Genomic DNA, 14314 nt, shown 5'->3' with positions numbered 1-14314 from the left:
GGCGTCACCGCACCGTTGCGACGCGGAGGATCTCGGCGGGCGAGGTCAATCCGGCGCGGCATTTCGCGACCCCATCGTCGAGCATCGTGGTCATGCCCGAGCGGATCGCCATCGTATCGATCTTCAGCCCGTCGGTTCGCTCCCCGATCAGTTCGCGCAGTTCATTGGACAGTTCGAGCAGTTCGAACACGCCGAGGCGGCCGCGATAGCCGGTCCCGCCGCAGCGCTCGCAGCCGCATGGCTCCTGAATGATCTCGTCGGCCTTGAAGCCGAGCGCGGCGAGCCGGGGGTCCTCGGCGAAATCGGCTGTTGCAAGCGGCCGCGCCGTCTTGCAGCGCTCGCAGAGTTGCCGGACCAGACGCTGCGCGATCACGCCGCGCAGCACCGAACGCAACAGATAGCCTTCGACCCCGAGGTCGAGCAGACGCGGCACCGCGGCAGCCGCGGTCTCGGTGTGCAAGGTCGTGAGCACCAGATGCCCGGTCAGCGCCGCATGAACCGCGACATGCGCGGTCTCGGAATCTCTGACTTCGCCGACCATGATCACATCCGGGTCCTGGCGAACGAACGACCGCAGCGCGGTGGCGAAGGTCAGGCCGATCGCGGGCTTGATCTGGGACTGGTTGACGCCGGGAAGCTCGTATTCGACCGGATCCTCGATGGTCAGGATCTTGCGGCTCGGCTCATTGAGGATCGACAGGATCGTCGCCAGCGTCGTGGTCTTGCCGCTGCCGGTCGGTCCCGTGATCACGACCATGCCGTGCGGCAGCTTCAAGAGCCGCCGCAGCTTGGCTTCGTCAGGCTCGGAGAATCCGAGCTTTTCCACCACCAGCAGGCCGCGATCCTTGGGCAGGATGCGGATGACACAGGATTCGCCGTGCTGCGTCGGCATGATCGCGACGCGGATATCGATGTCGGTGCGACCGGCCCGCAGCCGTGCCGCGCCATCCTGCGGCAGGCGGCGCTCGGCGATATTGAGGTTGGCGATGATCTTGATGCGCGAGACCACCGCCTGGGGCAGCACGCCCGACAGCGCGGCGACCGGCCGGAGCAGGCCGTCGATCCGTAAGCGCACCATCAGGCCGGCGGAAAACGGCTCGATATGGATGTCGCTGGCGCGGAGCTCGACCGCCTTCTCGATGAGATCGTTGACCGCGCGCACCACCGGCGCGCCGCTGGCGAGATCGCGCAGGCTCTCGATGTCGTCTTCGCGGGGCAGCGCCGCCGCGCTATCGGCGGCCTCGGCCTCCTCGGCGCTGGACGAGTTGTTCAGCGCGATGGCGACGTCTTCAGACGAAGCCACTTTCACATCGATATCGGCGCCAAGCACGATCTGTGCCGCCCGCAGCGTCGCCTGGTCGGTCGGATCGACGACCGCGAGGACCGTGGTCCCGTCGGCCGCCCGGCACGGATAGACCATGGTCTCGCGCAGGAAACGCGGCGAGAACGCGCCGGCCAGCGGCTCGGCCGAGGTCATGTCCTGAAGCGTCAGCCGGCCGAGCGCAAAGAAGCGCGCGGCTTCGTCGGCGAAGTCGGTCGGCGAGAGGCTGGTGACCTCCCACAGCTTCAACTGCCTGACGTCGGCGCCCTGCCCGGTCCGCTCAGCCGGTCCATCGCTCGGCGCCAGGTGATTGTTCTGACGCAGATAATCCACGAACCGAACGGACAGGTCGTTGGCCATTCTCGATATCCCGCCACACTATCCCGGATCAGTTCGTGCCAAGTGCCGCTGCGTGCCGTCGCGCTCGGCTCCCGGCAATTGTGCGGTTATCGATCCGAAGTGTGACAGCTGTGCGAAGTCACATCATTCGTCCCGCTCAAGAAACTTTGAGGGTGGCATCGCGGACACAAGCAGCGCGCCGGCAGCACGATTTCGGTGCGATGCGATGGGCAGGTCGCGAACGACAATCATGTAACCAATTTATTTCTGTCATGTTCGATCGCTAAGAGTCCCTCCGGGGTAGGACCGATCGTCGCAAGCAATCGAAATTTCAGTTAGTCAAAGCGAAGGGCCTTCATGCAACGCGTAGGCACAGTGGGCCGCTGCCCGACGATCCGTGGCGGCCTCGCAGCCATTTTTGCCTTGACGTCACTGGGGCTGTTGGCGTCCTGCAATTCCGCGACGGTCGGCGAGAGCGTGGACGCATCCCAACTCGACGTCACCGACAAGGTGCGCTCGCTGGACCTGGCGCAGCGCCAGCCGCAGCCGGTGAACGCACTGGCGGCGACGGGCGGCAGCCAGAGCGGCAGCGTCCGCGCGGCGATGTATGACGGAAGCGAAGTGACGGCGGTTGCCGATGCGCGGCCGCAACCGGCGTCGAACGGCAATGGCTTCGATCTGAATTTCGAGAGCACGCCGGTGGCGACCGTCGCCAAGGTGGTGCTCGGCGACATCCTGCATGTCGGCTACACCATCGATCCGCGGGTGCAAGGCACGGTCAGCCTGGTCTCGGTCCGCCCGGTGCCGAAGTCCGACATGGTGTTCGTGCTTGAAAACGCACTCCGCCTGAGCGGCGTCGTGCTGCTCACGGATACGGCAGGCTATCGCCTGACGCCGCTCGGCGACGCCGTCGGCGGCGGCCGCGTCGATGCCGCAGCGGCCAATCCCGAACCCGGATTCGGCATCTCGGTGGTCCCCCTGCAATATGTGTCGGCGCAGACCCTCATGAAGCTGACCGACAGCTTCGCCACCCGGGCCGGCGCGGTCCGCGCCGATACGACGCGCAACCTGCTGCTGATCCAGGGCACCGGCGCCGAGCGCCGCACCGCGGTCGATACCGTGCTCAGTTTCGACGTCGACTGGATGCGCGGCCAATCCGTCGGCATCTTCCCGATCTCGAGCGGCTCGCCCGCGCCTGTCATTGCCGAGTTGGAGAAGATCGTTGATTCCGGCGAGAACGGCCTCAGCCAGAATGTCATCAAGTTCATGCCGATCGCGCGCCTGAACGCGATTTTGGTGGTGACCAAGAAGCCCGACATGCTGCACACGGCCGCGACCTGGATCAAGCGCCTCGACCGCAACGACACGGCGCGCACCTCGGTCCATGTCTACCGCGTCAAATACGGCGATGCGCGCCAGATCGCGCGGGTCCTGACCGACATGTTCCTTGGCGGATCGTCCGGCAACCTGCTCGACAGTGCCGACAGCCAGCTTGCGCCCGGCTCCGGCACCTCGTCGACCTCAAGCGTCGCCGATCGTCTGTCGCTCAACAACAACAACGGCGCGAATTCAGGCATGAGCGGCTTCGCATCCCGCGGCACGTCGGGGACAGGCGCAACAGGCCAGGGCCTGGGCCAGGGATTCGGCGCCGGCGGGCAAGCGAACAATCCCAACAATCCGGGCCAAGGCAACAATGCCGCGCTGGATGCCGGACGCGGTGCCGGCGGCGGCAACGGGCAGCCCGTCATGCAGGACGTCCGGATCACGCCCGATGTCGTGAACAACAATCTCCTGATCTATGCCGACCAGGCCAACTACCGCATCATCGAGTCGACCCTGCTGCAGATCGATGAGCCGCAGCTCCAGGTCGCGATCGACGCGACGATCGCCGAGGTCACGCTCAACAACACCTTGTCCTATGGCGTACAGACCTATCTCACCAGCCAGAACCTCGGCCTGAAGCCGAACACCGGCTCGATCCTCGGCACCCAGGCCACTTCCGCGCCCGCGACCACCACCGACGCGACCACCGGCGCGGTCTCGGTCGCGGGATCGCTCACCAATGCCTTCATCAACCAGAGCTTCCCGGGCTTCAACTTCCTGATCGGAAATGCAACGCAGCCGAGCCTGATCCTGGATGCGCTGCACGCCGTCACCAGCGTCAAGGTGCTCTCCAATCCCTCGCTGGTCGTGATCAACAACCAGGTCGCGACCCTGCAGGTCGGCGACGTCGTCCCGGTCTCGACCGGCAGCGCGACGGTGCTGACCACGAGCAACACGGTGGTCAACACCATCGACTATCGCAACACCGGCATCATCCTGAAGGTCTCGCCACGCGTCAGCGTGAACGGCACCGTGCGGCTCGACGTCGAACAGGAGATCAGCAATGTTCCCCAAAGCAGTGGCAGCACGGTCAACCTGACGCCGACGGTTTCGGAACGACGGGTCAAGAGCCAGATCTCGGTGGCCAACGGTCAGACCGTGCTGCTGGCCGGCCTGATCAGCGAACAGCAGAGCGGCGCCCGCAATGCGCTTCCGGTGCTCGACCAGATTCCGGGCCTCGGTGACGCCTTCGGACATCAGAGCAACGGCACCCAGCGTACCGAGCTGATCATCTTCATCCGCCCGCAGATCATCCGCAACGGCTCCGACGCCCAGACCGTGGCCGAGGAGCTTCGATCGAAATTGCGCGGCAGCATCGCCACGACATCGACCAATGCACCAATCACCACCAGCTATCACTGAGCCGGACAGCAGGATGCGCCGCGTTCTCGCACAACGGACAGGCCTCTCGGCCTCGCTTGCGATCATGCTTTGGGCGATGACCGCCTGTGTCGCAAGCGCCGACAGCGTCGCGCGCGGATCAGCCGCCTTCCATCGCGGCGACTATGTCCGGGCGGCCCGGGAGCTCGCGCCGGCCGCCGAGCGCGGCAATCCGCGCGCCCTCGGCATGCTCGGCTTCTTGTATGAGCACGGCTTCGGCGTGCCGCAGGCCTACGCAGCCGCCGCCGACTGCTACTATCGCGGCGCCGTGCAGGGCGACCCGTTCGCGCAGGCCCAGCTCGGCCTGATGTACGACAAGGGTCACGGCGTTCCGACGGATTTCGTGCTGGCGTACAAATGGCTCAATCTGGCCGCGGCCCGCTCGAACGGGCGGCAGCGCGATGCCTATCTCCGGTTCCGCGATGCGGTCGCATCCAAGCTCTCGACCTATGAGATCATTGCCGGTCAGCGGTTTGCACTGGAATGGGCCCCCGATCGGCCGGCGCCGGACGTGCACCTGACCGTCAAGTAGTCGCGGCTTACGTGGACGTGCGCACGAGGCTCGCCGACACGCGCCTGCCTCGTACCTTCCGCCGCCGCAACCGGCGCCAGCCGATCACGATTCCGCTGATCGAGATAATCGTGCCAGCCGCCGATAGCAGCCACACCACGACGTCGCGCGCCGGCGAGATGCGCAGCAGCAGCGGGACATCGAGGCTGTGCAGCGCGTTGAACAGCCAGCGGTAGGACCGGCGGCTGTCGTCGCTGCGATCGAGGATCTCGCCGGTGACGGGGGAGATGTGCAGCCAGGTGTGGGCGGGATCGTCGAAGCCGATCCGCAATACCGGAAGCTCGCGCGCCTGGTGCAGCGTGTACCAATAGGCATCAGGTTGATCCAGCTGTCGCGCCGATATCATCGTTGCTCCCGGCATGGCGCGCCGGGCCGCCGCGATGATCTTGTCACGCGAGATCGCTACAGGCGCGCCGGTCGCGGGATCGGCGAGGCTGCGCCGGCCACTACCATCGTCGAGCAACATCAACCGGTGTCCGCCGATCCAGACGAAGCGGGCCTCCACCGCCGGCATCGATGGCGACGACTGGAAGCCAGCGACGATGTCGGGCGTCTCATGGCCGCTGTAGCCGATTGTAATCTCGCGGGTGATGCCGCGTGCCGAGAACGCGCCGCCGGGATTGAGCGACAGCCAGCCGCTGAACATCCAGGTCAAGACGCAGATGCCGCCGATCAGGCCGGCGATGTGATGCCAGGCCATCCAGCCGCGATAGGGCGAGACGGCGCCATCAGCGTAGCGGCGCATCAGCCGCAGGCGGAGGACGCCGATCCAGAAGCCGGTGATCGCGACGACAAGACAGACACCCGAGATCCACAGCACCACATCCCGCCACAGCGGGCCGTCCTTGCGCAACACGGTCGGATAGATCCAGTGCGGGATCGAGCCGAGCCAATTCCAGATCCGCTCGCAACGTGTGGTGTCGAGCGCGATCTCGCCGGTGCGCGAGGAGAGGTAGAGTTCGGTGCCATCGGCGTCGCCGAGACCGATCAGATAGAGCGGCCGCAACGGATCGAAGCGCGCGGTCACCGACCATTGGTCGCGCGTGATCGTTTCGATCAAGCGGGGCTGCAAGGCATGCGGATGATGAGCGGCAATGGCCAGCGCCTGGTCCGGCGTGATCCGGTCAATCACGCTGCCGTCGGTCGCCGAAATGGTGATCGTCCCTCCCTTCCAGCCGGTCACCCGATAGACGGGCGTGTCATCCATCATCGCGAGCCGCAGATCACGCGGATAGCGCTCCACGCCCGCGATCGCCATCGCGCGATCCGGTGCGATCTGCACCTTGCCCCACGAAATGACAGGGAGCGCGGCGAGGCGCTCGCTGTCGGTGAGGCGCGGAAAGGCCACGTACATCACGACGAGGCCGGAGATGAACCACATCGCGAACAAAAGACACGTCGCAATGCCGATCCAGCGATGGACGATATAGAGCCACCGCCGCCCGCGCCGGATCAGAGCGTTGCGCATGGTCAGAACTTCACGTTGACGGACAATTCGGCGGTACGCGGCATGCCGAGCAGCCACTGCCCGGTGCCGTTCGAGGTCACCGCGTAAGCCTTGTCGAACAGATTGTAGAGGCGGAACGCGACCGTGGTACGGTCATCCGGCTTCCACCTGACGCCGCCATTGACCACGTTGTAGCCCGGCCGCAGCTGGGTATTGGCAAGATCGGAGTACATCGCACCGACGATCTGCACGCCGCCATAGACCGACCAGTTGGGCGCGAAATCCCAGGTCAGCCAGACATTCGAGACCTGCTGCGGCACGTTGACCGGGACATTGCCGTTGAAGCTGACGATCTTGCCGCCGACCACCTGGCTGTTGTTGTCGTATCTGGCGCGCAGCAGTGCAAGATTGGCGTCGACGCGCCAGCCGTCGCTCAGCGCGAGCCCGATCGATCCTTCGATCCCGCGCGATGATTGCTGGCCGATCTGCAATGCCAGGCCGCCGGTGGGATTGCCGGGATCGGGAATCGTGAGCCCGGTCTTGACGATCTCGTAGGCAGCCAGCGTCCACTCGCCGCGGCCGCCCCAGAACGATTGCTTGACCCCGATCTCGGTCTGCTTGCCGGTCGCAAGCTGGAACGTTTTCTGCGTGGTCGACAGTGAGATCAAATTGCTGACCGGATCGACGCCGACCGCGTACTGGCCATAGAATGCGAGGTTCTTGATCGGCTCGTAAACGAGGCCCGCACGCCAGCTGGTGCCCGATAGCGCCGTCTCGAAACTGTTCGCCGGTGTCTTGTAGTCGGTGCGGTCCACCTCGGGACGGTCATACCTGACACCGGTCACCAGCGACAACTGATCGGTCAGCAAGAGACGATCCTCGGCGAACAGCGCGTATTGATTGACCACCGCGTTGAAGCCCGGCATGGTCGCCGTCGTCGTCGCAAAGAACGATCCCGGATCGAACACATAAGGATTGACCGACGACGCGCCGCGATAGGGCGAGTTGTTGGTGTGGGTGAAGTCGATCCGGTTGACGTCGAATCCAGCGACGACCTGGTTCGCAAGGCCGAACACGTGACCGCTGAAGGTCGCATCCATCCGATTGCCGAGTTGCTTCTGGTCGTGGAAGATCTCGATATAGCTCGAGCGATCGATCAGCTGGGTCTTCGGATTCCAGGTGTAGTTTTCGATGTCGCGCCAGTGCCGCTCGCTGGTCAGATAATACAGCGTGTTGTTGACCTTGATGCCGTCGGCGACGTCCCACTCGGTCTTGAACTGGGTCCAGCTGTCCTGGTAGCGGATCGTGCTGTCCAATGCGTTGTAGTTCTTGAAGCGCAGCGCGTCCTGGATCGAGCCGTTGATCAGCGGCGTGCCGAAATAGCGCGACGGGCTGCGGTCGCCGTAGTCCTCCGACAGCGTGAAGGCCAGATTGTCCGACGCCTGCACCCGCACGGCAGCGGAGACCACCGCGTTCGAGGTCTTGTCGCGATCGACCCAGCCGTCCGACATGTTGCCGGTGGCGTTGATGCGGTACGACACATTGGGATTGATCGGACCGGTGCTGTCCACCGAGAGCCGCCGGGTCATGTTGCTGTCGAGCGAAACCTCGGCCTCGTTATAGGGCGTGCTCTGCGGTTTCTTCGGGATCACGTTGATGACGCCGCCGATCGCGCCTTCGCCGTACAGCACCGAGGCCGGGCCGCGCAGCACTTCGATGCGCTGCGTCGACCAGGTGTCGTAGGGGAACGTCAGCGTGCCGGAGCCGATATAGAAGCGCGTGCCGTCATACAGCGTCATCACCGAGTTGCTGCCGGCAAAGCCTCGGGTGCTGAACGACAGGCCGCCATTGCCGGGTGCCGGCGTTGCGATGAAGCCAGCCGCGTCCTGGGTGACGGCATCGAGCACATTATGCTGGCCGCGTTCGGCGATGGTCTGCGCCGTGATGATCTCGACGCTGGCCGGCGTCTGCAGCGGCGTCAGATTGAGACGACTACCGGTGCCGCCCTGCGTGGCGGCATTGAGTGTCGGCGATGCCGCCCCCGATACGCCTGACGCCGCGGCGCGCGGCGTGTTGCCGGCCGTCGCGGGCCTCGGCCGTGGCCGCGCCGCAGCGGCCATGTCACGGCTGCGCGCCGCGGGCTTCGGCTTTGCCGCAGCGGAAGGCGCGACCTCGATCGGATCGAGCCTGGTTGGTGGCGGTGTTTGTGCCGAGGCTTCGGCCGGCAATAGCAATGATGACAGGGAGCAGAGAAGACCGAGGCGCCATTTGCGCCCAACGGGAGAGGACGGAGACATGAAAAGGACTCGCGGTAACGTGGCACGTCACCGCGAACGCGGACTGGCGCATTGCCCAAAAGGCAGTGCTCCGATCCCACCAGGACGCCCCCGCCCGATGTGCTCGCGTGTGACCACGACTGACGGCAGGTCTCCTGGCTCACGGGTCATCGCCTGTCGACGCCTTCCCGGGCCGATGGCCCAGTGGCAAATTGACGAAAGGCTCGCCGTTTACAGTTGCGGGGACAGCTGCGGCATTGGGGTTACCCTCGCACCGCATTCCCTTTTGATCCCCGAAGGGAACCGTCGGCAAAAACGATAGGTGGTGCCGGCAAGGCTGTCAATTCGATGCGATTGTCGCACACATGCTTTGCGGGTGATGCTGCGGCGATGACACAGGCATCTGCGGATGACGTGGAGCTCCCTCTAATCCCGTCATCCTGAGGAGCCGCGCAGCGGCGTCTCGAAGGATCGACGGCCACCAGCCGGGCCGTGCATCCTTCGAGGCTCGCCCAGCGGCGCAATTGCGCCGCAAGGCTCGCACCTCAGGATGACGGGAAACGTAGGTTCGCGTCACTGAGCCTCGACGCATCCTGCCATGATCGCATCAATCTCCGCGCGCGACAGCGCACCCATCTCGGCGATGAACACGATGCGCGTGCGCGGCACGCCGGGCGACGGCACGCCGCCCGCAGCCAGGGTCGCGCGGCCGCCGGCGAGTTGAAACACCGTCAGCCGCCCGGGCTGCTCCACCGTCTCGAACAATCCCTTCGCCCGCGCCAGCTTCGGCGCCAGTTTGCCGATCGCCTGTTGCAGCCGCGGCAGCACGACGGGCCGCTCCGAGGTCCAGCTCAGCGTCTCGAAGCGATCGGACGACGGCCGGCGCGGCGCGGTCTCGCGCGGCGCCGACAGATGATCGAGGTCCGCCGGGAACAATAGCGCGGCCGGCACTTCGCCATGCAAGGCATCGACCACCACGGCCGCCGGACGCACCGCACGCACTGCGTCGCGGATCGCGGCGCACGCGGCGGCGTCAGTCAGATCGACCTTGCTCAGCGCCACCACGTCCGCCGCCCGGAGCTGCGAGCGCAGCAGCGCGTCGTTCAGCATCGCCGCGGGCTGCGTCGCGTCGACCACGCACAGCACCGTCTCCAGCGGCGCCACCTTCCAGATCACGGGATCCATCAGGTTGCGCACGATGTCGGCGGGATCGGCGATCCCGCTGGTCTCGATCACGATGAATTCGGGACACGGATCACGCCGCAGCAGCGTGGCGAGCGTGCGCACCAGGTCGCCTTCCAGGGTGCAGCAGATGCAGCCATTAGCCAAGCTGACCACGCCGTCGCTGGCGCCCGCGATCAGCTCGGCGTCGATATTGATCGCACCGAAATCGTTGACCACCGCGGCGATGCGCCGTCCTTGCGCATGCGCCAGCAGATGGTTGACGACCGTGGTCTTGCCCGCCCCGAGGAAGCCCGCGACCAGCAGGATCGGGACCGGCACCTCAGCCCCCCGTGATAGGCCGGCGCACCGGCCGGCCGGGACGCGCCGCGACATCCAGCACACCATCGCTGATCAGCGGCTGGCCGCTGACCACGAGATGCCGCACGCCCTCCGCCGGACGATTCATCGCCGAGAAGGTCGCGCGATCGCTCAGCGTCTCGTAGTCGAACACCACAACATCGGCGTCGGCGCCGACCTGCAGCCGGCCCTTGGCTCGCATCGCCGGCGTGCTCGCCGACAGGATCTCGGCCGGGATCAGCGCGCATTTGCGGATGCCTTCGAGCAGCGACACTTTCTTGCGCTCGCGCACCCATTCACGGATGAAGCGGGTGAAGCAGCCGGCCGAGCGCGGATGCGAGGTGGCATCGTCGGGCAGCGGCCAGGCGTCGCCGCTGTAGGGGCGGCCGTCCGACAGCGTCCACGGCATCGCGTCGGAGGCGATCGCGCCGCCCGGATACAGCACCGCCATATCGAGCAGATCGCGATGATGCGCGTTGTTCTCGATGTCGAGCACATGCCACAGCACCAAGGTCGAGGGCTCTTCGGCCTGTGCCGCCAGCAATTCCTCGCGGCTGCCGAAGCGGTGACCGTCGGTCACGCGCTGCACCGAATCGTAGCCGAGGCCGTTGCGCTCCTCGAATTTCGGATCGCTGAAGAAGGTCGCCGCCAGCACGGTCGAGCCGGTGCCGTAGGGATAGGCCTCCACCGTGATCGGCAGGCCCTGCGCCTGCGCTTTCGCGATCAGCCCAACACAGCGTTCGATATCCGTCTTGCTCGACGAGTTGAAGTGGCAGATGTGCATATGCGCGCCGGTGGCGCCGGCATAGCCGATCAGGCGGATATAGGCCTCGGCCGCGCTCTCGGGATCGATCCGCGACATGTAGGCGACGTGGGTGAAGGTCGGCACCGCATGATTCGCCGCGAGCTGGCACACCGCGGTCAATTCCTGCACGCCGGCACCCGGCGCATAGGCGTTGAGAATGCCGATGCCGATACCGCCCTCGTTCAGGCCGATCGCGAGGCGCTCCAGGATGCCGCCGACCTCGCCTTCGGTCGCGACGTTTTCGATCCAGCGGCGATCGCGCATCGCGGCACCAAACGATTCCAGCGAGCTTTCCGAATTCGAACCGGTCATCGCGCCGATGCGCGCGAAGGCCCAGTTGGCGGCGGCGCCGTAGTTCAGCACCCTGCCCTTCTCGGCCTGGCGCTTGTACCAGGACGCGACCGGCAACACGCCGGCCTCGAGGTCGAGCGAGGTCGTCACCCCGTCGAACGCCTGCATGCGGTCGGCCGGTATGGTCTGGCCATGCGCGTGCAGGTCGATGAAGCCCGGCGCCACCACGAGCCCGGTCGCGTCGATCTGCCGTTCGGAACCGCCGAGGCCGGTGCCGACCGCGGCGATCTTGCCGTCGACGACGGCGACATCGCCGATCGCGTCCATCCCGCTGGCCGGATCCACCACCCGGCCGCCGCTGATCACCAAGCCACCCATCTCGCCACTCCCCGCATTCCGAAACCGACCGGTCTCCTGTCGAGCACAGAGAAGCGCATCGCACTGATCGCAGCAAGCCGGCCAGGGTTGTGGCGACATGCTGTGACGGAATATCCGCCGCGCCGTGATGGCGATTGCAGAGTGAGGCCCTTCCTACGTTCCGGTTGCGCGCCGCGACGCCAGCCCGCGCCAGAGATCGGGGCCGGGCTTCACGCGGCTCGCCACGAGTTTCGGCGGCGTGCGGTCCTTGGCGATCGCCGCTTCGACCGCACGCTTGAGCCTGACATTGTCGATCTGCGCCAGGAAGCGCCGGATGACGGCGTCCTGATCCGCGCCCTGACCGGAGATCGCCGCGCACAGCTCCGCGGTCGTCCTGCGGAAGAAGTGGAAGGCGTCATCGGCCGCGCCGCCCAGCCGGTCGACCTCGCCGGCCACACCGAGCGCGTGCATCCGATCGTCGTCGTCGAGCGTCACTGCGAAGCGCAGCACGGCAAGCTGCCAGGCACGGACCAGCTTGCTCTCCGGTTCGGTCGCATTCTCGCGCATCAGTCGAACACCCCGTGCGCCTGACTTCCCTCGGCTGTCGAGGGAGGTCGGGCGCGGCGCGACTATCCTTGCGCGGGAATAGGTTTTCGAGGGGAGCGCGCGCCCGATTGCATAGGAATCGCATAGGCGGAGCGCGCCGAGGCCCAATTCGCTCAGATCCCCTCGAACTGCAGCCGGGCCAGCCGGGCATAGAGGCCGCCCGCGGCGACCAGTTCGGCGTGGGTGCCCTGCTCGACGATCCTGCCCTGGTCCATCACCAGGATGCGGTCGCACGACAGAACGGTCGCCAGCCGATGCGCGATCACCAGCGTAGTGCGGTGGCGCATCAGTTCCTCCAGCGCGGTCTGCACCAGCGTCTCGCTCTCGGCGTCGAGCGCCGAGGTCGCCTCGTCGAGCAGCAGCAGCGGCGCATCGCGCAGGATCGCGCGCGCGATCGCGATGCGCTGGCGCTGGCCGCCTGACAGCGTCACGCCACGCTCGCCAAGCTGGGCGTCGAAGCCTTCGGGCAGGCGGCGCAGGAATTCGCTGGCATGGGCGAGATCGGCGGCACGCTCGACCTCGGCGTCGGTCGCATCGGGCCGGCCGAACCGGATGTTCTCGCGGGCGCTTGCGGCGAACACCACGGAATCCTGCGGCACCAGCGCGATGCGCGCGCGCACCTCGGCCGGATCGGCCTGCCGGATCGGCACGCCGTCGAGCGAGATGGTGCCCGATTTCGGATCGTAGAAGCGCAGCAGCAGATGGAACAGCGTGCTCTTGCCGGCGCCGGACGGGCCGACGATCGCGACCTTCTCACCTGACCGGACCGAGAGCGACACTTCATCGACCGCAAGCGCGTTGGGCCGGGTCGGATAGGCGAAGCTGACATTGTCGAAGCCGACATCGCCGCGCGCCGGCTGCGGCAGCGCGCGCGGCGACGCGGGCGCCGCGATCTGCGGCCTGACGCGCAAGATCTCGAACAGCCGCTCGGCGGCGCCCGATGCGGCCGACACCTCGCCCCAGACCTCGCTGAGCTGGCCGAGGCCGCTCGCGGCGAACGCCGTGTAGAGAATGAACTGGCCGAGCCGGCCCGGACTGATGGTTCCGACCAGCACATCGTGCGAGCCGACCCAGAGGATCACGACGACGCTGGCGAACACGATGAAGATGACGATCAGCGTCAGCACCGCGCGCGCTTTGGTCGAGCTGCGCGCGGCTTGATAGGCCTGCTCGACCTCGCCGGCAAAACGCGTCCTGGCGAGCCGCTCGCCGGTATAGGCCTGCACGGTGCGGATCGCATTGACCAGCTCCGAGGCATAGGCGCTGGCATCGGCCAGCGTGTCCTGGGCGGTGCGCGACAGCCGCCGCACCCAGCGGCCGAACGCCACCAGCGGAATCACGATGATCGGGATCGCGAGCAGCACGAAGCCGGACAGCCGCGGGCTGGTGATCACCATCATCGCGGCGGCGCCGAAGAACAGCATCAGATTGCGCAGCGCAATCGACACCGACGCGCCGACCGCGGACTTGATCTGCGTGGTATCGGCGGTGAGCCGCGACACCAATTCGCCTGATCGCGCGGAATCGAAGAACGAGGGCGACAGCGAGATCAGATGCGCGAACACGTCGCGCCGGAGATCGGCGACAATGCGCTCGCCGATCGTCATCACGAGGTAATAGCGCGAGGCGCTGGCACAGGCGAGCACCGCGACGACCGCGATCATCACGCTGAAATAGCTGTTGATCATCGCGATGCCTTCGGGCGTGAAGCCCATGTCGATCATCCGCCGCACCGCGACCGGCACGATCAGCGTGGTGATCGCGGCGATCGTCAGCGAGATCAGCGCGAGGATCGCCCGGCCCTTGTAGCGCGCCACATAGGGCGCGAGCGCAAGCAACGGCCGCAACCGGGCACGGCTCTTCGCCGGCTCCGTGATCTGGCTCTCGATGAAGGCTTCCTCATCGAGCAACGCGTCGCGCGGAGGCTGCGGGGCGCCGCGCGGGGTCTCAAGCTGTTCGGCTACGCTCATCAATCTAGACCGGTTCTATCGCCCCCCACATAGGCCCTGTCTCTTAT

General features: G+C 66.3%; 9 protein-coding genes and 1 riboswitch. Of the genes, 2 read left to right on the top strand and 7 right to left on the bottom strand.

Annotated features, from left to right (window positions below):
- Nucleotides 1-4 precede the first annotated feature (4 nt).
- Entirely contained in the window at nucleotides 5-1681 is a 1677-nt protein-coding gene (locus I6F38_RS28705) for a GspE/PulE family protein (protein ID WP_225162737.1), read from the bottom strand.
- A 336-nt stretch (nucleotides 1682-2017) separates the two neighbouring features.
- On the opposite strand from I6F38_RS28705, the gene gspD reads away from it, so the two are divergent.
- Nucleotides 2018-4405, top strand: coding sequence for a type II secretion system secretin GspD (gspD, locus tag I6F38_RS28700; RefSeq protein WP_225162736.1), 2388 nt, complete (start codon nucleotides 2018-2020; stop codon nucleotides 4403-4405).
- 76 nt (nucleotides 4406-4481) lie between these two features.
- Nucleotides 4482-4955 (top strand): tetratricopeptide repeat protein, encoded by a 474-nt coding sequence (locus tag I6F38_RS28695; protein WP_225162779.1) that lies wholly within the window; start codon nucleotides 4482-4484, stop codon nucleotides 4953-4955.
- A gap of 7 nt (nucleotides 4956-4962) precedes the next feature.
- Here the strand turns inward: I6F38_RS28695 and I6F38_RS28690 are convergent, their stop codons facing one another.
- The 6 genes from I6F38_RS28690 to I6F38_RS28665 form a co-directional block, all read right to left on the bottom strand.
- Nucleotides 4963-6462 (bottom strand): PepSY domain-containing protein, encoded by a 1500-nt coding sequence (locus I6F38_RS28690; RefSeq protein ID WP_225162735.1) that lies wholly within the window; start codon nucleotides 6460-6462, stop codon nucleotides 4963-4965.
- Between the two features lie 2 nt (nucleotides 6463-6464).
- The gene (locus I6F38_RS28685; protein WP_225162734.1) at nucleotides 6465-8738 is read right to left on the bottom strand and encodes a TonB-dependent siderophore receptor; all 2274 of its coding nucleotides are present in this window, start codon (nucleotides 8736-8738) and stop codon (nucleotides 6465-6467) included.
- A 106-nt stretch (nucleotides 8739-8844) separates the two neighbouring features.
- A riboswitch (cobalamin riboswitch) is annotated at nucleotides 8845-9040 on the bottom strand.
- Between the two features lie 250 nt (nucleotides 9041-9290).
- Nucleotides 9291-10220 (bottom strand): GTP-binding protein, encoded by a 930-nt coding sequence (locus tag I6F38_RS28680; protein ID WP_225162733.1) that lies wholly within the window; start codon nucleotides 10218-10220, stop codon nucleotides 9291-9293.
- A 1-nt stretch (nucleotide 10221) separates the two neighbouring features.
- Nucleotides 10222-11712, bottom strand: coding sequence for an amidohydrolase family protein (locus I6F38_RS28675; RefSeq protein WP_225162732.1), 1491 nt, complete (start codon nucleotides 11710-11712; stop codon nucleotides 10222-10224).
- Nucleotides 11713-11865: 153 nt separating this feature from the next.
- Entirely contained in the window at nucleotides 11866-12258 is a 393-nt protein-coding gene (locus I6F38_RS28670; protein WP_225162731.1) for a hypothetical protein, read from the bottom strand.
- A gap of 152 nt (nucleotides 12259-12410) precedes the next feature.
- Nucleotides 12411-14267 (bottom strand): ABC transporter ATP-binding protein/permease, encoded by a 1857-nt coding sequence (locus I6F38_RS28665; protein ID WP_225162730.1) that lies wholly within the window; start codon nucleotides 14265-14267, stop codon nucleotides 12411-12413.
- Nucleotides 14268-14314: the final 47 nt, after the last annotated feature.

Source organism: Bradyrhizobium sp. BRP56 (assembly GCF_020194035.1).
In the GTDB taxonomy this organism is placed as follows: domain Bacteria; phylum Pseudomonadota; class Alphaproteobacteria; order Rhizobiales; family Xanthobacteraceae; genus Bradyrhizobium; species Bradyrhizobium australafricanum.
Note: the sequence above shows the minus strand (reverse complement) of the source record. Positions and strands in the feature narration are given on the sequence as shown.